We start from the raw sequence: 22,099 nt of genomic DNA, 5'->3' as shown, positions 1-22,099 counted from the left end.
TCACCGTACCTCAGTATTCGGCTTTCCAGTCGAATTTTGCGTCTCCCGAGGCCCACGCGTTCCCGGCAGAATCGAATAGCCGCACGATAAAGGTCGTCGGACCACGGGCGCGAACCGTGCAAATCAGCCCGACGGAATTGGATGGCGTCACGAAGATTTTACGCGGGGTGATTGGGCAATTATGCGTAATTACGACGTCGCCATTCGCGTCCGTGTTTGCACTCGATGTACCTGCGCGCAACGGCGCGGAGATTTCTCCGTTTCCGGAAAATACCGCCGCTCCTCCGCCACCGAAAAATTTCGGCCGGTCGCTAATTTCCACCACGGCGCCCGAGGCCGCCTGGACACAGCCGAATCCGAGCCCCGAACCATTCCAGTTTCCAGCTTGAAGCTGGGCCACGTTCAACTCGATACCGGCGGCGTTCGCGTCAAGACTTGGGCCCCGATGCTCCGCCAAATCCAGCCCGGAAAAATTCATGACGCAATTAATCGCGTTGACCGAAACACCAGAGTTGTTGCTCGCAAAGGTCGCGAGCGATCCGACCTCACCCTGTGCGGTTACGTTGGTATACATGCCGGTATGCCCGACCGCGGATGGCTCCACATAAATACCATACTGACCGCGATCAAAGTCCGCATTCACCAGCTTCAACTTATTAGTGGTGCCGAAACCGTTGCCTACGACATGCAATCCGATCTTGTAGAAGATACAGAACAAATTGACGATCAAAGGATTGTCGTTGCGCGCGGAAACGATCGCACGAGAGTGATTGAGCTGATATTTTGCCACATCTTCGGACTGGGACCAGAAAGGCCAGAAATGCGTATCCGTTATTCTTACAACGTCGTAGGCTTGGTCTATAAAAATGCCAATATTGAGCGGCTGTCCACGTAAGTTGCTCGTGGTCAAGCGGCCGGCATTGCCGTTGAGCACCTGGATGCCATTGTAGGCATTTAGCAACGTAACGTTGTCGAAAAGCGCATCCGCGTCATCAACCGTGAAATCGTAGTCGTATACCGTGGGAACGAACGTAGTCCCCGGTGCGCCGACCGTATGAGCGCGGAAGGTCCCCAGCCACGATATCGAGATGCCGCTCGCACTATTGCCAACCGATGGACGCTGAAGGATGAAGCCTTTGCCGGCATGATCGAGAAAGAACCAAGAGCCTCCGCCTCGCTGGTTGGGCCCCGGACCGGGACTGAATCCTTCGTAAGGTTCTACGCCATCGCCGTCAAGCCACAGGCTTCCACCGATAACTATCGGCGCTGTCAAGCGATAAACGCCTGACGGAACAAATAGATAACGCACATTATTGTCGAGCGCGAACGCGATCGCCGACGTCACTGCGGCCGTGTCGTCTGCCAAGCCATCGCCGACCGCACCGAAGTCCGCAATGCTCGCGCGTTCTCGCAGTTCGGCCTGTACAGTCCCGGCACCTGCACTCGCGCCGCCAATAAACCCTATCTCGGCAGAGCTCTCGGGCGACATTAAACTCCCGACTGCAGCTTGAGGCTCTGTTGATTTGTCCTCAGCAGTACCATCAGCAGAAGCAATGACACTGTCCCTATCGGAAATATTGATCATAGCCATCCTCCTTAACATTCGGTTGCGAGCAGAGCGCCTTATAGAGCGTCTTATGAAGATTAGGCCATCCGGTGCGCACATCCTGCGACGCGACAACACGCAACGATCAAGCGACATACGCGGCATTTGCGCGGCCCTCGCTGCGAGACGGCCACAGTCCAACCGTCCTGGGAAAGACAGTCATCGAAAACCAGACTGAAGCCGCCCCGTACCGCCTCAAGCCTGCCCCACCACGTTATCCACAGAGGCCGCAACCTCCTGTTCAGCTCTTCAGCCACCAGCCTGCTCGGTGGAACTACTTGGCCGAGGTTCATCTTTCAACCGAGCCCCCCCATTTGCCTCCCCTTCGCCGCGTGATACAGCGGATCCGCGTGCACTGCCCCCACAGCCCCGTCTCCGCTAGAATCGAGGGCTGTCGGCCGCCCGGCCAGCCCCCCCACAAGGAACCCCCGCACGATGAAGATCCTCGTCGGTTACAAGCGCGTGGTGGACTACAACGTCCGCATTCAGGTCAAGCCGGATGACTCCGGCGTGGTCACCGACGGCGTCAAGCTGTCGGCCAATCCGTTCGACGAAATCGCCCTGGAAGAAGCCCTGCGCCTGCGCGACAAGGGCATCGCCACCGAGGTCGTGGTGGCGACGATCGCCCCCGCCGACGCCCAGGCCCACCTGCGCAACGGCCTGGCCATGGGCGCCAACCGCGCCGTGCACGTGGTCAGCGAGCAGCCGATCCAGCCGCTGACCGCCGCGCGCGCCCTGCTCAAGCTGATCGAGAAGGAGCAGCCGGACCTGGTCATCCTCGGCAAGCAGGCGATCGACGACGACGCCAACCAGACCGGGCAGATGCTCGCCACCCTGTGGGGCCGTCCGCAGGCGACCTTCGCCTCCAAGCTGGACGTCGAAGGCGGCAAGGCCACGGTCGTGCGCGAAGTCGACGCCGGCCTGGAAACCCTGGAAGTGGATCTGCCGGCGGTGGTCACCACCGACCTGCGCCTCAACGAGCCGCGCTTCATCAAGCTTCCGGACATCATGAAGGCCAAGAGCAAGCCGCTGGAAACGATCCAGTTCGGCGAGCTCGGCGTCGACACCGGCGACACGCTGAAAACCACCCATTACGCACCGCCGGCGAAGCGCAGCAAGGGCGTGATGGTCAAGGACGCGGCCGAACTGGTCGCCGCACTGAAGCAGAAGGGGTTGCTGTGATGAGTAAGGTTTTGATCGTCGCCGAACACCTGCAAGGCAAGCTCAACGCCTCGACCGCCAAGTGCGTCTCCGCCGCGCAGGCGCTCAAACCCGAATCCATCGACATCGTCGTGCTCGCCGCCGATCCGGCCGGCGTAGCCGCCGAAGCCGCGCAGATCGCCGGCGTCGCCCGCGTGCTGACCGTGGCCAACGCCGCCAACGCCGACGCCATCGCCCAGGTCCAGGCGCCGCAGATCGCCGCGCTGGGCAAGGGCTACAGCCACGTGTTCGGCCCCTCGACCACCTTCGGCAAGGACCTGATGCCCTGCGTCGCGGCCCTGCTCGGCGTGTCGCAGGTCTCCGACGTGATGGCGATCGAAGGCAGCCACACCTTCAAGCGCCCGATCTACGCCGGCAACGCCATCGTCACCGTCGAAGCGCCGGCCGATCACGCCGTGGTCGCCACCGTGCGCACCGCGTCCTGGCCGGAAGCCGGCAAGGGCGGCAGCGCCGCGGTGGAAGCCGCGCCGGTCGACGTCGCCTTGCCCAGCCACACCCGCTACCGGGGCCTGGCCGCCGGCAAGTCCGACCGTCCCGACCTGCAGAGCGCCAAGCGCGTCGTCTCCGGCGGCCGCGGCGTCGGCTCGGCGGACAACTTCAAGATCATCTACGACTTCGCCGACAAGCTCGGCGCGGCGGTCGGCGCATCGCGCGCCGCGGTCGACGCCGGTTATGTGCCGAATGAACTGCAGGTCGGCCAGACCGGCAAGATCATCGCCCCCGAGCTGTACGTCGCGGTCGGCATCAGCGGCGCGATCCAGCACCTGACCGGGATCAAGGACGCCGGCACCATCGTCGCGATCAACAAGGACGGCGACGCGCCGATCTTCGAGATCGCCGATATCGGCCTGGTCGGCGATCTGTTCAAGCTGTTGCCGGAGTTGGAAGCGGCGTTGGCCTGATCCGGGTCAGCAGGCCGCAGCGCGCCGCTGGCGCGTTTGCGGCTTGCCCCGACGCCCCCTGCCGTTCGCCGCAGTAGATATCTTCCTTAACCGGCCTCGTGCCGGTTTTCGTCTTATATGCGGTTATGTATGAGGGCGCGCGGAGCCTACAAAATCCCGCAACCGAACCATCGTCCAAATCGCGCGCCCACCACCTAGCACAACCAGAAGTGAGAGCTCATGCAAATCAACGACCTTTCCGCCCGCATCAAGGCCAATGAGCAGGCGATCACAGGTGCGATCCAGCGCGTGCTTACCAGCGGCTGGTTGGTGCTCGGTCCCGAAGTGAAGCAGTTCGAATCGGCCTTCGCTCAGTACCTGGGCGTCGAGTACTGCGTCAGTGTGGGCAACGGTACCGACGCCATCGAACTGGCGTTGCGCGCTTTCGGCGTTGGCCCCGGTGATAAGGTCGCCACTGTCGCTAACGCCGGCATGTACACCGCTACTGCGGTGCGAGCTATCGGCGCCGAGCCGTTCTTCCTCGACGTCGACCTGAATACCCGCAACGTCTCGCTCATCGAAGTCGAACGTGCAATCGCCGCCGGCGTCAGGTTCGTCGTGGTGACCCACCTCTATGGCCTAGCGACCCCGGAAATCTCCCAGATCGCCCAACTCTGCGCCGGCAGCGGCGCAAAGCTGCTCGAAGACTGCGCTCAAGCCCATGGCGCGCAGGTCGGGGGCCGCATGGTTGGCACCTTCGGCGACGCTGCCAGCTTCAGCTTCTATCCCACCAAGAACCTTGGCGCCCTTGGCGACGGCGGTGCTGCGACCACTCGGCACGCCGACGTCGCCGAACGCATCCGCCGCCTTCGCCAGTACGGCTGGACCGACAAGTACAACGTGGAATTCGACGGCGCACGCAACACCCGACTGGACGAAATGCAGGCCGCGATTCTGTCCACGTTCCTGCCGGGCTTGGACGCCGGAAACGAGCGCCGTCGCGAAATCGCCGCGCGCTACAACGCCGGCATTTGCCATCCACAAGTCGAACCGCCCGCCGCCGCGGGCCCGGAATACGTCGGCCATTTGTACGTATTGCGCAGCGCGCAGCGCGACTCCTTGCGGCAGCACTTGCGCGCGCAGGGCATCGCGTCGGATATCCACTATCCAGTCCCCGACTATCGCCAGCCGGTATTCGGCGACCGCTACGCCGATGTCCGCTTGTCGAACACCGAGCGTCTGGCGGTGGAAATCCTGACCCTCCCCTGTTATCCGGAAATGACCGACGCGCAAATCGAACAAGTCGTTGCGAGCGTTAACTCATGGCAACCGTAACTTTCAGCACGGTCATCCCGGTCTACAAAAACGAAGGGTCGATTCCTCAGCTGCTGCTGACACTTGCAACCATGAACCGCGAGCTGAGCGGAAGAATGGAAGCAGTCTTCGTCGTCGATGGCAGCCCTGACCAGTCGTACGCGCTGCTGAGCGCAGCGCTGGACGGGCTCGAATTTCCCGCACAATTGTTGGCGCACTCGCGTAACTTCGGCTCGTTCCCGGCGATCCGCACCGGGCTCGAAGCGGCGTGTGGCCGTTATTTCGGGGTCATGGCGGCCGATCTACAGGAGCCGCCGGAACTGCTGATCACCTTTTTCAAGACGCTGGAATCCGACCAATGCGACGTTGCGATCGGAACGCGTACAGGCCGCAAGGATCCGCTGCTGTCCCGAATGGCCTCGGGCCTGTTTTGGGGGCTGTACCGTCGCTTGGTAGTGCGCGAAATGCCGGAAGGCGGCGTGGACGTGTTCGGGTGTAACCAGATCTTCCGAGATCAGCTGTTGCGGCTGGAGGAATCGCGCTCGTCCCTGATCGCATTGATCTTCTGGCTGGGCTTCCGACGCAAGTTGGTCAGCTATGAGCGCCTCCAGCGCGAGCACGGAAAATCAGCTTGGACTCTGCGCAAGAAAGTCGAATACATGATGGATAGCGTGTTCGCCTTCACCGACTACCCCATCAAACTACTGATCCGTGCTGGCGCGGCGGGATCAGCCTTGTCATTTGTGCTGGGCGCGATCGTATTGATCGCATCGCTAAGCGGGCGCATCGCTGTACCGGGCTACGCCGCAACCATGTTAGTCGTCCTGTTTTTCGGCACACTGAATTTATTGGGACTTGGGCTGGTTGGTACTTACGCTTGGCGAGGATATGAAAACAGCAAACAACGCCCCCTCGCCGTAGTAAGCATGAAACACGCCAACGATCGGGAACCGCAATGAACAATGTCAAGATCCATGAAACCGCGGACGTGCAGACCACGCAAATCGGCGCGGGCACGACGATATGGCAGTCAGCAGTAGTTCTAGCTGGCGCTCGCATTGGCGCCGACGTCAATCTATGCGCCCATACCTTTGTCGAGAACGACGTGGTAATCGGCGATAGGGTCACCGTCAAGTCCGGCGTATACCTGTGGGACGGCATTTGCGTGGAGGACGATGTCTTCATCGGCCCCAACGTGACGTTCACTAACGACAAGTTTCCACGCTCAAAAGTCTATCCGGATCGGTTTCTTCAAACCCATATCGAAACCGGAGCATCGGTCGGCGGCGGAGCGGTGATACTGCCAGGGGTAATTATCGGCCGCCATGCGATGGTCGGCGCCGGCGCGGTTGTAACTAAGTCTGTTCCACCCTACGCCATCGTCTACGGCTCGCCAGCGCGCATTGCCGGTTACGTAGAGAACGCATCAGCGCCTAACGAAAAAACGACCAACAGCAATCCGGACAGCGGCCCATCGATCGTTTCCGTGGGGGTAAAGGGAGTCACCTTGCACCGCTTCAAATCGGTCCAAGACATGCGAGGCGCGCTGACCGTCGGCGAGTTCCCCAAGGACATTCCGTTCGAACCAAAGCGCTATTTCCTGGTGTTTGACGTTCCCAGCGAAAAGACTCGCGGCGAGCATGCGCACCATCACTGCGAACAGTTCCTGATTTGCGTAAAAGGCAGTTGCGCGGTCGTGGCCGACGACGGCGAGTCCCGCTGTGAGGTGCTGTTGGATTCGCCCGACAAGGGCATATACTTGCCGCCGATGACCTGGGGCATTCAATACAAATACTCCAGCGACGCTGTTCTACTGGTGTTCGCATCGCATCCGTACGAAGCCGACGATTATATTCGAGACTATTCCGAATTTATGAAACTGGCGCGCCGCGAAGCGTCCCAGCGATGATCGAACCTCGATTCCAGACCAAGCGCTGGTTGCGCTTCCTGGTCGGAGGCGTCGCGAACACGGGTTTCACTTACACAGTTTACCTAGCACTCAACACGTTGATGAGCTATCAGGTGTCCTACCTGATCGCTTACGCGCTTGGCATCCTGTTCGCGTACTGGGTCAATTCGACTCTCGTGTTCAAAGTACCGATGTCGTGGAAGGGACTGCTGGCCTATCCTATCGTCTATATCGTCCAGTACGCAGCGTCGGCGGCACTTCTGGCAATAATAATCGAATTTGCCCATGTCCCAGAATCGCTAGGGCCGCTAATCGTGACCGCAGCGATGGTTCCAATAACTTATCTGATGAACAAGTTCGTGCTCCGCAAAGCCGGCGCCTTGGTTGACAAACAACGTTCTGACGAGAGCCGGACACGATGAAGCCACAAATCGCCCAGCCTCCTTTACAGCCCTTCAGGCCTGCGTCGATACGAGGCGTGTTTGCATCCGATTGGAGGTGGTGGTCGCTAGGAGCGATCTTCAGCTTCGTACTCGCCAGCATTCTAATGTCAGGATGGCCTGAAGGTTTGCTGCCGAACCTGAACTATCCTTACATCTATTCCGGCGATGGATTGAGCCATTCTTGGATGATCCAGCGTGTCATGGAGGGCTGGCTATCGGATAATCCCCGCAACGGCTACCCATTTGGTTCGAACTTTCTCGACTATCCAAACTCAGACGCAGCCAACCTCGCGTTGCTGAAACTGCTTGGCGCCATTACCGGCAGCTATCAGTCGGCTTTCAATCTCTACTTCCTACTGGGTTTTCCAGCGACGTTCATCGCCGCGTTCTGCGTGCTCAGAACATTGGGACTGTCTCGCAACCTGGCAGCTAGCGCGTCGCTTGCGTTTGCTTTTCTACCTTTTCATTTCCTTAGGCTGCCGCATCTTTTCTACACCTGGTACTTTGTTGTACCGCTCTTCTTTTATGTCGGGTTGCGGATTTTTTTTGCAGAACCGTCTGGGAACCTGAAGACCCTGGGACCCTGCAAGCTCATCTCCATCTGCGCCAGCTTAATCCTACTGGCCTGCTTCGGCGTCTATTACGCGTTTTTCGGTATTATTGTCCTTAGCATCGCCGGAGCAGCAGCCGGCATCCGAAACCGCACTGCGACGGTTGCGCTTCCTGCCGTCGGCGCTATCGCATTGATTGTGATTGGCACTATGCTGAACCTTGCGCCCAGCCTGGCGAACAGAGCGGCTAACGGCCCTAACCCCGAGGTCGCAGCCAGATCGCCGGTGGAGTCAGAAGTTTACGGGCTTAAGATGATGCAACTCATCCTGCCTCGAGCCGATCATCGCGTTCCGCGTTTGGCGGCGATAGGAAACACCTATCGGGCCAGCTTTCCGTTGGTGAACGAAAATTCGACCGCCACGCTGGGCGCGCTCGGAACAGTAGGATTTCTTTTGGCTGGGGCGATCTTGCTGATTCGGCTTTCCGGAGGCAGCACCGACCAAAGATTGGCGTTCCTAACCTTATTAGCCCTGGTCCTATTCGCTTTCGGCACCATCGGTGGCCTAGGCACGCTCTTTTCGTCCACAATCTCCGCGTCTATTCGTGGCTGGAACCGCATCAGCGTCTTCATCGCCTTCGCCTCGATCTCGCTTTGCTTCCTAGCAATACAGATCCTCACTGCGCGCCTTGTACCCACGTCAAAGCGCCGACTGACGCTGGGCTGCTGCGGCTTGGCGCTAGGATCCTTGGGACTTTACGATCAATCCACCCCAGTCTGCCGACCCTGTAACGTGCAGGTAGAACAGGCGTTCGATCAAGATCGCGAGTTTATAGCCAAAATAGAACGGCAATTGCCCCCTGGCAGCGCAATCTACCAGCTTCCCTACATGCCGTTCCCGGAATCCTCGCCGGTGCACCAATTGGTCAGCTATGAGCTCGCCATCGGGTTCTTGCATTCAAAGGCGCTGAACTGGAGTTTCGGAGGAATGAAAGGTCGCAAAGGAGACCTGTTTTATAGGACGCTCGCCAGCCAACCACTGGCCACACAACTCCAAGTTGTCGAGCGCATGGGATTTGCCGGCATCTACATCGATCGCCGCGGTTTCGCTGACCATGCGGACACACTCTTAGCACAGCTAACCGCACGTTACGGCTCTAAGGCAGCCCTGTCGCGAACCGACGGGGAAATCATTTTCTTCAAGTTCGGCCCGACAAAGCACGATGCCGCGCAGCCGGCAGATGACTCGAACTCCAGCCCCATCCCCGCAGCAGCCGGCGAGTCCACGCGCGCCCCCCAGCGGCTCGCGTTCAAGGAGGGAGTCGATTTTTCCAAGGACGGCTGGCCCTATTTCGTCAAGGACGCAACAGGGCTCTCAGGACGTGAGCAATGGGGGCGCTGGTCTGACGCCAACATCGCTCCAAGCGTCAAGTTGGAGCTTATATCGCCGCTGCCTAAGAAGTTCTCCCTAATACTGACGGCCCGAGCATTCCAGCCCGAGAACGACAAAGTGGTCGTCAAAATAGGGACTCAAAGCTATGCCTTACGAATCGGCGGAGATGGCAAGGAAGTGCGATTGCCTGTCGACTTGGTTGGCGAATCCACCAACGCCATCGAGTTCATTCCGGCGGCGCCGATATCTCCGCAGCGGCTTGGAGTCAGCGCGGACGTACGCAAGCTTGGAATCGGAATGATCCGCTTACGCATAGAATATGACTGACTGCGCTTCAAGCGCCAGTCAAGCCGCCATGAACTCCGATACAGGAGTTGACCGACACAGTGAAGGGTTCTCAACCCACTCACAGATGCGCTCCGCTCAACGCATCAGAAGCGCCAGCAATCTCGAGCTGGACTCGGCCCAGGTCATGGTGCGTATGCCCACTGGTTTTAGCCACCGTCCCGTGAGCAGACTTTGGGAAATTATTCCGGCCAGCCCATCCCGATCACCTACTGCGAAATACGAGGCTTCATCGGCAGCGATTTCGCGGAAAACCGCGAGATCGCTGAGAATCAGTGGCACGCCGAGGCTGCCGGCCTCCACCACCGCCAGCCCGAAGCCTTCGGCGACCGAGGCCTGGATGAGGGCCGTGGCCTTGGATAGCAACGCCTGCACATCGCCGTCACCGGCCGCGTCCAGCCAGAACAGCCTCCGGCCGAGTTCGGAATGCTTGCGGATGCGCTCCGCCAAGGCTTCGACGTTCCATCCCTGTTTGCCGATAATCACCAGTACAGCATCGGCGCCTGTCGCCCAAAGGCCTTCGAATGCCGTCAGTATCGTAGCGTAGTCCTTGCGCGGTTCCAGCGTGCTCAACGCGACGAATAGCGGGGCCGCCCCTATCTTCTCGATCACTTCCGCAGCCAGCTCGCTCGGGGCCGCTACCCGCCCCGATTCCAGATCGCTGCCCAGGTGCAGGCTCCGCGTCCACGGCCGCGGCTCGATCTTGAGTTCGTCGAAGAACCTCTCCAGGTCCGCGCGCGTAGCTTCCGAGATGCACACGCATCCGTCGGCGGTCGCGGCGACATGTTCCAGCCACTGAGAGAACACAGGTGGCATGACCGGATCGCAGTACTCCGCCGCATTGATCGGCACGAGGTCGTATACCATCCATACGATCTCGCCGCCGGCCCGCCCGACCTGCCGATGCAGCTCGTCGAAGCGGCTGGGCGACCACCAGGACGAATCCACCATGAAGACCAAGTCGTTCGCGAACGCCTGAACCAGATCGTCGGCGCCCTCACAGTCCAGGCCGAAGCGCTCGCGGGCGAAACTACGCGCGTACTGGACGCCGTCTTCGGTCCAACAGATCGGCTCGACCACTGCGTCGTTCGATGAATGTGCGGCGCGGAACAGGCCGGCCATGTAGTTGCGTACCACGCGCTGGATCCCGCTGCGCGCATCCAACCTCACCACCTCGGTGATGTCGACCAGAATGCGGCGCCGGCCGCGCGAGGCGATCGACTCCAGTCCGAACTTCAAGCCTGCGGCGAAATCCGCCTCGGTCTGCATCATCGCCCTAGCGAAGCGCTGAACGTCCTCGTTCTGCGGAATCCATGGTGAGCGCTCCTCGCCGCATCCGACGACGCTCCGCTCGCGCAACCCATCCAGCAGCAAACGCGCGCAGCGCTCCCAGGTGAACTGCAGCGCGTGCTCGCGCGCTCCGCGGCTGAGCGACTCGCGGAACGCCTCGTCCTGCAGAGCCCGGCGCAGTATCCTCTCTGACGCCGCCGCATCGGCAGGATCGAACAGGACGCGCTCGTCGTGCACGACTTCCGGCAACGCACCGAGCGAGGACGACAGCACCGGCACGTTGAACGCCATCGCCTCCAGCACAGGCAGGCCGAAGCCTTCGTACAACGACGGAAAATAGAACACCCGGCAACGGCGGTACAACTGGGCCAGAGTGGCCTCGTCGACCTTGCCCGCTACGATCACCCGGTCGCGCAGGTGGGCGTACTCCTTCTCCAGCGCATCGCGCACGTCTTGGCCGACCTGGGTGAACACCAATTGGTGTTCCTTGGAAACGCTGGCCGGCAAATCCGAGAATGCGCGCAGGACGCCCATGCAGTTTTTGCGCCAGTCGGCGTTGCCGACCATCAGAACGTACGGCCTATCGATGCCCAGCTCCGTGATCCGATCGACTCCGTCGCTGTGCGCCGACACAGCGAGCTTGTCGTCCCAGCCCGCGTCGATGACGTGGATGCGCTCCGGCTCGATTCCAAGATGCTCGATCAGATCGCGCTTGGTCGCCTTGGAAATGGCAAAGAACATATCGAACTTCTTGAACCGTTCGATCTTCGCCGGATACCAGCTGGACACAAACTCGCCTGGACGCAGGTAGCGGTCCGGGTACAGCAGCGGGATCAGATCGTACGCGATGACTGCGGTCTTGATTCCATCGAGCACCGCTTCGTCGAGCTCGGTGGTGAAGTTGCTGCCCAGCTCGAAGAACGAACTGACCAAAACCACATCCGGATCCAAAGAACGGAAGAATTGCGATCGCAACGTTCCGGCGGCCGCCACCAGATCCTGGGACTGATCGGTGAAACGGCTCGCCGGATAGTTGTATGCGACGACCTTCGCGCCCACGCCAGCGCGCCGAAGCTCGCGACGAACCTCACTCGCGCGCCGATCGTCGGTGCCGTCGATGGCGATCACCAACTCGTCGCCCTCGGGCAACGCCATCGCCAGCGCCGCGACCAGACTCATCGCGTAACGCCCGATGCCCCGGTCCCGGGAATCGGTCTGGCAAGACTGAAGGTCTACTGCAATTCTCATATTTCTGTCTGTCTCGACCGTATGTGTACCGCGCGCTGCGTCCGCCTCAAGGCGACAGCCGGCGCAGATCCGCGTCGACCATCATCGTGATCAGTTCGGCCAACGAAGTCTTAGGAGCCCAGCCAAGCTTGGCCTTTGCCTTGGCCGGATTGCCGAGCAACACATCCACTTCGGCCGGACGGAAGAACTTGGGATCGATAACCAAGTGATCGTCCATCTTCAAACCGACATGGGAGAACGCGATTTCGCACATTTCGCGCACAGTCGTCGTCAACCCGGTTGCAACCACATAGTCGTCCGCCCGGTCCTGCTGAGTCATCAGCCACATCGCCTCGACGTAGTCGCCAGCGAAGCCCCAGTCGCGCTTGGCATCGATATTGCCCAAACGCAGCTCCTTCTGCTTACCGAGCTTGATCCGCGCGACCGCGTCGGTGACCTTGCGGGTTACGAACTCGATGCCGCGCAGCGGGGATTCGTGATTGAAGAGGATGCCGCTGGAAGCGTGCAGACCAAAGCTCTCGCGATAGTTCACCGTCGCCCAGTGCGCCATCAGCTTGGCCACGCCGTACGGACTGCGCGGATAGAACGGCGTCTTTTCGTCTTGCATCTCGGCCTGGATCAGACCGAACATTTCACTGGTAGAGGCTTGATAGAAGTGGGCCTGCGAGTTGACGATACGCACCGCCTCAAGCACGTTCAGCGCGCCGACGCCGTCGACTTGCGCGGTCAGCAGCGGCTGCTGCCAGGAGCTGCCGACGAAACTCTGGGCGCCGAGGTTGTACACCTCGCTGGCGCGCGAGATTTCCATGGCGCGGATCATCGAGGAAAGGTCGGTCAGGTCGCCGTCGAGCAAGCGGACCTCGGTGTCGATGCCGAGTTCGCGAAGCCGCCACAGCGTGTCAGAGCTGCGCCGAGCAAGCACGCCGTACACCTCGTATCCTTTGCCGAGGAGAAGACGGGAGAGGTAAGCACCATCTTGCCCGGTGATGCCAGTGATCAATGCGCTCTTGGTGCTGCTCATAGTTTATTCCTTGCGTCGTTCAAGATATCGAGTAGTGTGTTTTCCAATGCGATACGCGGCATCCAGCCGGTATCCCGGCGCAGCAGGCCCGCGTCGGCCACCATCCGGCGCTGTTCCGCGGGCCTGAGCTTGTCCGGATCCTGCCTGATCTGCGGCGACACGCCGGCGAGATCGCACATTGCATCCAGAAGGTCGCGAACGCGCCGCTCCCTTCCGGATGCAATGAGATAGGTCTGCCCTGCCACGCCGGAGGCCAGCATGGCCGCATAGGCAGCGACCACGTCGCGCACATCGGTAAAATCGCGGGTAGCATAGATGTCACCCGCGTCGATGACGGGTGATTTCCGGCCACTTTCGATCTCGGCCACCTGGCGCGCCAGCGCAGGCAGTACGAAACGCGCGTCCTGGCCTGGGCCGACATGGTTGAAGGGCCGCGCGATCATGGCTTCGAGCCCTTCGCTGCGCTGCCACTGCAGGCACAGGTGCTCGGCCGCAACCTTGCTGACCGCATAGGGGCTGCGCGGCGCGACCGGGGTGGATTCGTCGACCGGCAGCGACTCGTCGGCGACTCGGCCGTAGACGTCGCCGCTACTCACATAGATCATGCGCCCCTTGAACCCCGTCGCGCTCAGCGCCTGCAGCAGGTTCAAGGTGCCCATCAGGTTCACCTCTAGGGTCTCACGCGGCGCTTCGAAGGAGCGCGGCACGAAGCTCTGCGCGGCCAGGTGCAGCACACCGTCCGGCCGCACCTCGGACACCAGCGCCTTGACCCGCTCGGCCTCCAAGATATTCCAGCCCTTGGGCGCGGGACAGAACTCCCACCCCGAGAACGCGCCGCCGGCGACGCAGGCCAGGCGGACGTGCTCACCGACGAACCCGGTCGCGCCGGTCACGAGCAATCGCTTGGCCGCGCTCATTGTCCGCGCCTCGCGACAATCGCGTAATCCGGCGCGGCGTGCAGCAAGCTCAGCATGACGTTGATCGAAGCCGCGCCGGCTGCATCTTCGGGCAGCAACGGCGGCGCCTGGATTTCCCGTCCGATGGTCAGTCGCTCGATCGTGACATGCTCGAAGCCACGTTCCCCAGCCAGCCACTGCAGCGCCAGCGGCGGCAACGGATTGCGGTGAGTCGGGTCGAAGTAAAAATAGTGGGATGCGACCAGCAGATTCTCCGGGTTCGGCGTCTCCAGGATCAACATTCCGCCGGGACGGATGACCCGCCGGCATTCGTCGACCAGTTGCACCAGGACCGGGAACGGCAGATGTTCGGCAATGTGCATGCCGGTGACGGCGCCGACCGACTCGTCCGGCATGGAGGCCAACAAGGCCAGGGCGTCACCTTCCATTGCATCCAGCCCGCGTGCGCGGCAGCTCTGCACGAACGTCGCGTTGGTATCGATGCCGCGTCCGACCAGGCCGTGGTCGCGCAGCAATTCCAGCCATTCGCCGTTGCCGCAGCCGACGTCGACGATCGGCGCGGCAGCCGTCCCCAAGCCGGCTGCCTGTACCATTCCCAGATACGGCAGCGCGCGCTGGCGGATCAAATCCGGCGCGCCCCGAAACGCCTCCTCGAAGCGCACGTACAACGGCGCCAAGGCCTGCTCGCGCGATTCGCTCGCCGCCTTCTCGGCGGCCTGGGCATCGATCCAGGCCTCGACCCGGGCCAAACGCTCGAACAAGGTCTTTTCGGTCCGCGCCTCCTCGCGCGCGGCGATGGTGGCGGCGTCCACCCAGGACTCGACGTGCGCCAGGCGCGCCTCGGTTGCCAGCGAAAGCGTGTTGACAAGGCGGCCCAGTTCGCGGGTCTCGCGACTCTGCGCCGCCTCTCCGGCCGCGGCGCGCCTGGGCATGTCGCCCAGCCGCAACACCGCGTGGGCCCATCGCAGCGCCGGGCCGATCAGCCGTTTGCGCGACCATTTGAAGAAAGTGTAGGGAACCAGTAGCCCGTCGATGTGGGTTTGATACAGCATCCCTTCGGCCGACCAGCGCAGTTCGCCAAGCGCGCCGATCTTGGTCAGCTGACCGCTGCGCAATGCTTCGGTCAAGGCGCGGCCGCCGCCTTCGTCGGGCCGGCGGCGCAAGATCGCCATGTAGGCATTTTCGATGAAAGCCTCGTCCGAATAGGCCAGAAGCTCGCCCAGAGTGTACGCTGCCTTGCGCTCGAGCGGAGGCGTCACCGGGCGCCAGCGCGGCAGGGAATCCTCTCCCCCGTCGAGAAAATCCCCGCCCAACGCCTCGGGGCTGCCACCCAGCCGGGCCACTTCGTTGCGGACGCGGCGAAGCACGTGTCCGACATCGAACGTCATAAATGAAGCACTCATGTCACTCTCTCTCGATCTCGATTGGATGCCGGCGCGGATCGCAGGGTCGCCCTCACCGCGAACCACGCTCCAGCGGCTAAGGCCTCATGCTCCATGCTTATGCTGGACCTCGATCGAGGCCGGCAGATAAGCAAGACCCACGAATCTCGGCTTGGCAGCGTTGGCCACGGTGAACAGCACGGCCATGTCGCGCCACTCGTAGTTCTTGACCAAATGGGTTTCGGTGCTCGACAGAGCGACCGATATTGAATACGACCCGACGCCCAGATCGGCCTGGAAGCACACCCGGAAAACAATTTCGTCGCCTTCGCGTAAGCCTTCCACCGGCTGAGCGGTGTGGTCGGTGTTGGTGCCGTAAATCGGCTGGCCGAGCCGGTCGCGCAGCATGTAGCCGAAAATCAGGCGTGGAATTTTTTCGTTCGCTCGGACTCGCGCTTGCAGCGTCAGCGGCGCCCCCACTTCGACGAACTCGACCGGCTGCCCCTGTGCGTCGAACAACCCGACCGATTCGAACACCGCTTCGCCCGAGCCGGAATGGGTGGCCACGTGGCCCTGGCTGGCCTCGATCCGGATCGAGGCGTTTTCCTTGTCCGCGATCATCGCGTTGTAATAGTCGAAGACTTCCTGCGGCGGCCCGTCCAATACCAAACGCCCCGCATCCAGCAGTACCGCACGGTCGCACATCGACTGGATCGCGACCGCATCGTGGGAAACGATCAGCAAGGTCGTTCCCGCTTCGCGGAACTCGCGAATACGCTGGAAGCTCTTATGGACGAAATAGGCGTCGCCGACCGACAGCGCTTCGTCGACGATCAGCACGTCAGGCCGGATCGCGGTCGCCACGCTGAAAGCTACGCGCATCTGCATGCCGCTGGAATACGTCCGCGCCGGTTCGTCGAAGTACTCGCCGATCTCCGCGAAGCGCTCGATCTCGGGCATCACGGCGGCGATCTGGGACTCGGAATAGCCCATCAGACCGGCCGAATGGAATGCGTTCTGGCGGCCGGTAAGATCGGGGTTGAAGCCCATCCCCAGCTCCAGGATCGCCGCGACCCGGCCTTGCACGCCCACCGCGCCTTCGGTCGGCCGCGAGGTGCCGGTCACCAACTTGAGCAAGGTGCTCTTGCCGGCGCCATTCTGGCCGACGATACCGACGCTCTCGCCGGGCGCGACGGAGAACGAAACGTCGCGCAACACCCAATGCTCATCCGCGACGCCGGTGTAGAGGCCGAACCACGAGGCCACCCGCAGCCACTCGCTGCGCCAATGCCGATAGGCCTTGCCAAGCCGATGAACCTGCAATGCGCCGCCATTCATAACACGTCCACCATTTCAGGGCTGGCGCGCCGAAAGGTCCAGAAACCGATGAACATGAAGGCTCCCGCCCACACGGACAACCAGGCCAGATCCGCCAGCAGCGGCGGCTTCTGGAACACGAGCACGTTCTGGTAGCTGGTCACCAACGGATACATCGGATTGAGCCGGAACCACTGATGGTAGTGCTCCGGCAAGGCCTTGATCACGTACACCACCGGCGTCAGCCAGAACAGCGCCTGCAGCACCACAGGCACCACTTGGCCGATATCGCGCATGAACACGTTCAGCACGCCGAGCACCATGCCGAAGCCCATCGCCAACACAAGGGTCAACAACATCAACAACGGCAACCACAAAGCCGTGGCGCCGGGGAAATGCCCCAGCACCGCAAAAACCGCGAAGATCGCCAGCAACAACAACACGTTGTTCACCAACGTGGTGCCAGCCGCGATGATCGGCAGGCAGATGCGCGGGAACGCCATCTTCTTCATCAGGTTGCCGTTATCGACGAAAAGGCTCAGGAAGCGCGAGATGGTCTCGGCAAACAACGACCAGCACGTCATTCCAGCCATCAGGTACAGCGCATAGGCGTACTTGTTGTCGATGCCAGGCAGCTTGGCCGCCAGCACCTCCGACAGAATCAGGGCGAAGATCAGCACCTGCATCAGCGGATGGATGATCATCCATAAGCCGCCTAGCTTGCTGCGCACGAAACGCGAACGCAGATCATTCTTGATTGATGAGGCGATGAAGAAGCGATAGCGCCATATCGCGAGAATCAGGTCACGCATTGAGGTCTCCAACCAAATCCGAGGCGACGCGCGGACCGCACGATGCGGATCCGATTCGTGCGGCGCCGATGATGCAACCGGAACGCATCAGCTCAGTCCTCCGACCGACCCGGCTTCGAGTCGCGCGATCAGCGCCGCCGCAGCTGCTTGCGGAGATAACCTCGCCGCAACGGACTGCGCCGCGCGCGCGCCTAAGCCCGCCGCATAGCCGCGGTCGTCGGCCAGGCGCCGCATGTGCGCGGCTGCCTCGTCCACATCGGCCTCGGCCCACAGCGCTCCATCGGGATGCGGATATTCTCCGTCGCCTACCGGCACCAGCCGATAGCCAACCAAACAGCTGTTGGCCTGGTCCATGAAGTCGACGTTGCCGGACCACCCGGTGGCGATTACCGGCTTGCCCATTGCCATGCACTCGGCCAGCCCCAAGCCGAAGCCTTCGGCGCGATGCAGCGATACGTAGACGTCGGCGCAACGCTGCAGGGCGTGAACATGCGCGCGGTCGATGACTTCGTCGCGCACCACTATGCGCGGATCCTGTGCGCTTGCCGCCAGCAGCTCGAGGAACTTGTCCGGGTGGCGATGGCCGTTGCTGGACTTAACCAGCAGCTGCACGTCATCGCGACCTTGCGGAAACGCCCGCCGAAAAGCCTCGATCACCGCGAACGGATTCTTGCGATGCACCCAGGAGTTGAAGTCGAACGTACACAGGAAAACGAAAGAATCTTCCGGCAAGCCGAAGTCGCCACGCTGCAGGCCGCTGTCGGGCACCGGGCTCAACGGCAACGGGACGCAGAACACCGGCTTGTCGGTGACCCGCTCGAAGGCGTCCTTGACGAACTCGGACGCGACCATGATTTCGTCCACCAGCTCGATCGCCGGCAACCAATCGTGCGGAATGTCCTGCAACTCCCAAAACCAGCAGGCGATCAACCGCTTGCCGCGCAGGCGCGCCGGGCCGATGAGATCCATAGCCGGCTGCAGACAATCGGGATTGACGAATAGGATGCTGGTTGAGTAAGGCGTGGCGTCGCCGATATGCGCCTCGACACTGCGGTCGTCGAGACCGTGCGGCAGATCGATGGCGACATCGAACAGAGCCACGGGATAACGCGCATCGAGCAGCGCGCGTGAATACATTCGCGCGCTTTCGGCCAAACCGAACTGGCCGCGCAGGTAGCCCAGGATGTTGGCTCCCGCGCCGATCGCCGGCGCCGCCGGCGCCGCCGGCGTGGACGTCGCTATGGGCCGCGACCAGGACTCGGTTCGCGGGAAGCGGGTGCGTCGGCTCGCCCGGCGCGCCAGTTCGAACGACACCTTGTAGCGGGCGCGCTGCGGAACAAGCCGATACACGCCTTGTAGCCAGGCTTGCCGGCGCCCCCAGGCCCACAGCGCCAACAGGCCGCGGGTGGAGTCGAAAGCGGCAGCGGTCATGGGCGCGCGCTCCTGCACGCGAGCTTCCAGCGCACCACGATCATGGTCTTAAGCACTCAGCGCCCGCTCGAGCTCGGCCTTCAGGTCGGCCGCATCCTCCACGCCCACGCTCAGGCGCACCAGGTTGTCGGCGATGCCCAGGGCGGCGCGGCGATCGGGCGGGATCGAGGCGTGGGTCATCACCGCCGGATGATTGACCAGGCTTTCCACGCCGCCGAGCGACTCGGCGATGGTGAACAGCTCGCAGCGTTCCATCATCCGCCGCGCGCCGTCCAGGCCGCCCTTGACGAAGAGGCTGATCATGCCGCCGTAGCCGTGCATCTGGCGCTGGGCCAGGGCGTGCTGCGGATGCGACTTCAGGCCCGGATAGATCACCTTCTCGACCGCGGGATGGGTTTCCAGCCACTCGGCCAGGACCTGCGCGTTCTCGCAGTGCGCCTTCATCCGCAGGTGCAGGGTCTTCAGGCCGCGCAAGGCCAGGAAGCTGTCGAACGGGCCCTGGATACCGCCGACCGCGTTCTGCAGGAAGCCCAGGCGCTCGGCCAGGTCGGCGTCGTCGCCGACCACGGCCATGCCGCCGACGATGTCGGAATGGCCGTTGAGGTACTTGGTCGCCGAGTGCATGACGATGTGCGCGCCCAGTTCGAGCGGGCGCTGCAGGATCGGCGAGGAGAAGGTGTTGTCGACCACCACCACCAGGCCGCGCTTGCGCGCGATCGCGGCGATCGCGGCGATGTCGACCAGCTTCAGCAACGGGTTGGTCGGGGTCTCGATCCAGACCAGCTTGGTTTCGGGGCGGATCGCCGCCTCGAAGGCGGCGACGTCGCTGAGGTCGACCCAGCTGAAGTCCAGTCCGGCGGAGCGGCGGCGGACGCGCTCGAACAGGCGGTAGGTGCCGCCGTAGACGTCGTCCATCGCGATCACGTGGCTGCCGGCGTCGAACAGCTCGAGGATGGTCGAGGTCGCGGCCAGGCCGGAGGCGAAGGCGTAGCCGCGGCTACCGCCTTCCAGGCCGGCGACGCAGCGCTCGTAGGCGAAGCGGGTCGGGTTGTGGCTGCGCGAGTACTCGAAGCCCTGGTGTTCGCCGGGGCTGCGCTGGGCGTAGGTCGAGGTCGCGTAGATCGGCGGCATGACCGCGCCGGTGCTGGGGTCGGGCGACTGTCCCGCATGGATCGCGAGAGTGCCGAGGCCGAGCTTGGACGCCCCGCCCTTTGCCTGCTGTTGGCTCATTGAATCCGTCCCATTCGCTGGATGTCGCGCCATTTGGCGTAACCGCGAATTCTAACATTGCCGCGGTGAGGGGCTCTTCGCGCCGGCCGGGACTTCAGCCGGGGTGCAGGCGGGCCGTGGCGGCCGGCGCGACCGAGTCTGTGCGCCCGGTCGCGAACTGAACGGGTGGAAGGCGTGCCGCCCGGCCCGGTCGTCCTGAACGCGGGCGCGCCGTCGCGGCGCGCCCGCCCGCCGGCCGGTCACTGCACCCGGCGGCGCAGGAAGTTCAGCAAGTCGATGCGGGTGATCAGGCCGAGGAAGCGTTCGCCGTCCATGACGATGGCGACATGGCCGCGGTCGAACACCGGCAGCAACGACTCGATCGGCTCGCCGACCGGGATCTTGTCGAGCTTGCTGACCATCGCGGTCGATACCGGGTCGCGGAAGCGCGACTCGTCGCCGTAGACGTGCAGCAGCACGTCGCTCTCGTCGACGATGCCGACGATGTGCTCGCCGTCCATCACCGGCAACTGCGATACGTCGTAGAGCTTCATGCGCTGGTACGCCGTCACCAGCAGGTCGCCGGGGCCGACCACGACCGTGTCGCGCTGCGAGTACGGACGCAGGATCAGATCGCGCAGGTCGCCGTGGCGCGGACGCTCGATGAAGCCGTTGTCGAGCATCCAGTAGTCGTTGTACATCTTCGACAGGTACTTGTTGCCGGTGTCGCAGACGAACACCAGCACCTTCTTGGGCTCGGTCTGCTCGCGGCAGTACTTCAGCGCCGCGGCCAGCAGGGTGCCGGTCGAGGAGCCGCCGAGGATGCCCTCCTTCTCCAGCAGTTCGCGCGCGGTCAGGAAGCTTTCCTTATCGGAGATCGCATAGGCCCGCTTGACCCGGGTGAAGTCCGAGATCGGCGGCAGGAAGTCCTCGCCGATGCCCTCGACCATCCAGCTCGCCGACTTGTCCGACAGCGTGCCGCGGTTGATGTATTCCTCCAGGATCGAACCGACCGGGTCGGCCAGGACCAGCTCGGTCGACGGCGACAGCTTGGCGAACGCGCGCGACAGGCCGGTCATGGTGCCGGAGCTGCCGCAGCCGAACACGATCGCATCGAGCTTGCCGTCCATCTGGGCGAGGATTTCCGGGCCGGTGCCGAACTCGTGCGCGGCCGGGTTGTCGGGGTTGCCGAACTGATTGATGAAATACGCGCCCGGGGTCTCGCGGGCGATCCGCTCGGCCATGTCCTGGTAGTAATCCGGGTGGCCCTTGGCGACGTCGGACCGGGTCAGCACGACCTGCGCGCCCATCGCCTTGAGGTTGAAGATCTTCTCCCGGCTCATCTTGTCCGGCACCACCAGCAGCAGCTTGTAGCCCTTCTGTTGGGCGACCAGGGCCAGGCCGATGCCGGTGTTGCCGGCGGTGCCCTCGACCAGGGTGTCGCCGGGCTGGATCTTGCCGGCCTTCTCGGCGGCTTCGATCATCGACAGACCGATCCGGTCCTTGATCGACCCGCCGGGGTTCTGCGATTCGAGCTTGAAGTAAAGCTCGCAGACGCCGGTATCCAGGCGCTGCGCCTTGACGATCGGAGTATTGCCGATGAGTTCGAGTACGGAAGAGTGAATGGCCATGCGGATCCTGCAGCCGCTCCATGCGGCGGTTCCCGGCCATTCTAGCGGGGCCTCCGCGGGCTGCGCCCGCCGGCCGCGGAGAACGCAGCGTGCCGGCGCCGCGGTCGCGACGGGCTCGCCGGTTCCGGTACGAATCCGGACGATGAGCGCCAAGGCGCGGGCGTGGTAGCCGCGGGCGG

Annotated in this window: 17 protein-coding genes; 7 read left to right on the top strand and 10 right to left on the bottom strand. The window is 62.6% G+C overall.

The window, feature by feature from the left end; translation table 11 throughout:
- Positions 1-10 precede the first annotated feature (10 nt).
- On the bottom strand, positions 11-1,585 hold the full coding sequence (locus TX83_RS00265) for a glycosyl hydrolase family 28-related protein (protein ID WP_186442475.1): 1,575 nt from the start codon (positions 1,583-1,585) through the stop codon (positions 11-13).
- Positions 1,586-2,041: 456 nt separating this feature from the next.
- Here TX83_RS00265 and TX83_RS00260 point away from each other — a divergent pair, with 456 nt between their 5' ends.
- From TX83_RS00260 to TX83_RS22440, 7 genes are all read left to right on the top strand, one after another.
- Positions 2,042-2,788 (top strand): electron transfer flavoprotein subunit beta/FixA family protein, encoded by a 747-nt coding sequence (locus TX83_RS00260; protein ID WP_064745898.1) that lies wholly within the window; start codon positions 2,042-2,044, stop codon positions 2,786-2,788.
- Positions 2,788-3,729 carry an electron transfer flavoprotein subunit alpha/FixB family protein gene (locus TX83_RS00255; RefSeq protein WP_064745897.1) on the top strand — a complete coding sequence of 314 codons (942 nt, stop codon included), beginning with the start codon at positions 2,788-2,790 and terminating at the stop codon, positions 3,727-3,729. Before TX83_RS00260 ends, TX83_RS00255 begins: the two co-directional genes overlap by 1 nt.
- Before the next feature lie 219 nt (positions 3,730-3,948).
- Complete coding sequence (locus TX83_RS00250) at positions 3,949-5,043, top strand: DegT/DnrJ/EryC1/StrS family aminotransferase (RefSeq protein WP_064745896.1); 1,095 nt, start codon at positions 3,949-3,951, stop codon at positions 5,041-5,043.
- Complete coding sequence (locus TX83_RS00245) at positions 5,031-5,981, top strand: glycosyltransferase family 2 protein (protein ID WP_064745895.1); 951 nt, start codon at positions 5,031-5,033, stop codon at positions 5,979-5,981. The genes TX83_RS00250 and TX83_RS00245 overlap by 13 nt, the downstream gene beginning before the upstream one ends.
- Entirely contained in the window at positions 5,978-6,931 is a 954-nt protein-coding gene (locus tag TX83_RS00240; RefSeq protein WP_064745894.1) for a WxcM-like domain-containing protein, read from the top strand. Before TX83_RS00245 ends, TX83_RS00240 begins: the two co-directional genes overlap by 4 nt.
- Positions 6,928-7,353, top strand: a complete 426-nt coding sequence (locus TX83_RS00235; protein ID WP_075574902.1) for a GtrA family protein — start codon at positions 6,928-6,930, stop codon at positions 7,351-7,353. The genes TX83_RS00240 and TX83_RS00235 overlap by 4 nt, the downstream gene beginning before the upstream one ends.
- A 146-nt stretch (positions 7,354-7,499) precedes the next feature.
- A complete protein-coding gene (locus tag TX83_RS22440) occupies positions 7,500-9,644 on the top strand; it encodes a DUF7024 domain-containing protein (RefSeq protein WP_141233292.1) in 2,145 nt (714 codons plus the stop codon).
- Between the two features lie 96 nt (positions 9,645-9,740).
- On the opposite strand, the gene TX83_RS00225 is transcribed toward TX83_RS22440, so the two are convergent.
- The 9 genes from TX83_RS00225 to TX83_RS00185 form a co-directional block, all read right to left on the bottom strand.
- Entirely contained in the window at positions 9,741-12,200 is a 2,460-nt protein-coding gene (locus TX83_RS00225) for a glycosyltransferase family 4 protein (RefSeq protein ID WP_064745892.1), read from the bottom strand.
- A gap of 46 nt (positions 12,201-12,246) precedes the next feature.
- Positions 12,247-13,221, bottom strand: coding sequence for a GDP-mannose 4,6-dehydratase (locus tag TX83_RS00220; RefSeq protein ID WP_064745891.1), 975 nt, complete (start codon positions 13,219-13,221; stop codon positions 12,247-12,249).
- On the bottom strand, positions 13,218-14,138 hold the full coding sequence (locus TX83_RS00215; RefSeq protein ID WP_064745890.1) for a GDP-mannose 4,6-dehydratase: 921 nt from the start codon (positions 14,136-14,138) through the stop codon (positions 13,218-13,220). Before TX83_RS00215 ends, TX83_RS00220 begins: the two co-directional genes overlap by 4 nt.
- Positions 14,135-15,526 carry a class I SAM-dependent methyltransferase gene (locus TX83_RS00210; protein WP_064745889.1) on the bottom strand — a complete coding sequence of 464 codons (1,392 nt, stop codon included), beginning with the start codon at positions 15,524-15,526 and terminating at the stop codon, positions 14,135-14,137. Before TX83_RS00210 ends, TX83_RS00215 begins: the two co-directional genes overlap by 4 nt.
- Positions 15,527-15,625: 99 nt before the next feature.
- Entirely contained in the window at positions 15,626-16,858 is a 1,233-nt protein-coding gene (locus TX83_RS00205) for an ABC transporter ATP-binding protein (RefSeq protein WP_064745888.1), read from the bottom strand.
- Complete coding sequence (locus TX83_RS00200) at positions 16,855-17,649, bottom strand: ABC transporter permease (RefSeq protein WP_087960642.1); 795 nt, start codon at positions 17,647-17,649, stop codon at positions 16,855-16,857. Before TX83_RS00200 ends, TX83_RS00205 begins: the two co-directional genes overlap by 4 nt.
- An 87-nt stretch (positions 17,650-17,736) precedes the next feature.
- Complete coding sequence (locus TX83_RS00195) at positions 17,737-19,080, bottom strand: glycosyltransferase family 4 protein (RefSeq protein ID WP_064745921.1); 1,344 nt, start codon at positions 19,078-19,080, stop codon at positions 17,737-17,739.
- 48 nt (positions 19,081-19,128) lie between these two features.
- A complete protein-coding gene (locus TX83_RS00190; RefSeq protein ID WP_064745887.1) occupies positions 19,129-20,310 on the bottom strand; it encodes a cystathionine gamma-synthase in 1,182 nt (393 codons plus the stop codon).
- 239 nt (positions 20,311-20,549) lie between these two features.
- Positions 20,550-21,920: a pyridoxal-phosphate dependent enzyme gene (locus TX83_RS00185; RefSeq protein ID WP_064745886.1), complete on the bottom strand. Its 1,371-nt coding sequence runs from the start codon at positions 21,918-21,920 to the stop codon at positions 20,550-20,552.
- Positions 21,921-22,099 lie beyond the last annotated feature (179 nt).

The sequence above is a fragment of the Lysobacter antibioticus HS124 genome, assembly GCF_000336385.2.
GTDB lineage: Bacteria > Pseudomonadota > Gammaproteobacteria > Xanthomonadales > Xanthomonadaceae > Lysobacter > Lysobacter firmicutimachus.
This window is presented reverse-complemented; position numbering and strand designations above follow the sequence as displayed.